This window comes from Pseudonocardia hispaniensis, from assembly GCF_042658695.1.
Lineage (GTDB): Bacteria > Actinomycetota > Actinomycetes > Mycobacteriales > Pseudonocardiaceae > Pseudonocardia > Pseudonocardia hispaniensis.
The window spans coordinates 1-509 of record NZ_JBHSQW010000042.1 but is presented as its reverse complement, the minus strand read 5'-3'; the positions used below and the strand labels follow the sequence as shown (position 1 = coordinate 509).

1 protein-coding gene is annotated in these 509 nt (G+C 72.9%); it reads left to right on the top strand.

The window, feature by feature from the left end; translation table 11 throughout:
* The coding region (locus ACFQE5_RS20180) for an Hsp70 family protein (RefSeq protein WP_379587256.1) at nucleotides 1–509 on the top strand (509 nt) is incomplete at both ends.

Below are 509 nucleotides of genomic sequence, written 5' to 3'. Positions count from 1 at the left end.
GTGGTGCGCAAGGGGGATCCGGGTGCGGGTGGGGCCGGGTTCGGGTTGCTGGGGCGGCCGGAGGGGATCGAGCGGCTGGGTGGGGTGGATTTCGACCAGGCGGTGTTCGATCATGTGTTGGCCGGGTGTCCGGAGGCGTTCGAGGGGTTGGACGAGGCGGATCCGGCGGTGCTGGGGGCGGTGGCGCGGGTGCGGCGGGAGTGCACCGAGGCCAAGGAGGCGCTCAGTGCCGATACCGAGGTGACGGTGCCGGTGGTGGTGCCCGGGGTGCAGGCCTCGGTGCGGTTGCATCGCAGCGAGTTCGAGCAGATGATCCGGCCGCGGGTGGAGGAGACGGTGGCCGCGTTGCGTCGGGCGGTGGACTCGGCCGGGTTGACCCCCGAGCAGCTGACCGCGGTGTTGCTGGTCGGCGGGTCCTCGCGGATCCCGCTGGTGGCCCAGCTGGTGTCCGAGCAGCTGGGCCGGCCGGTCGCGGTGGACGCCGACCCCAAGAACGCCATCGCCAAGGG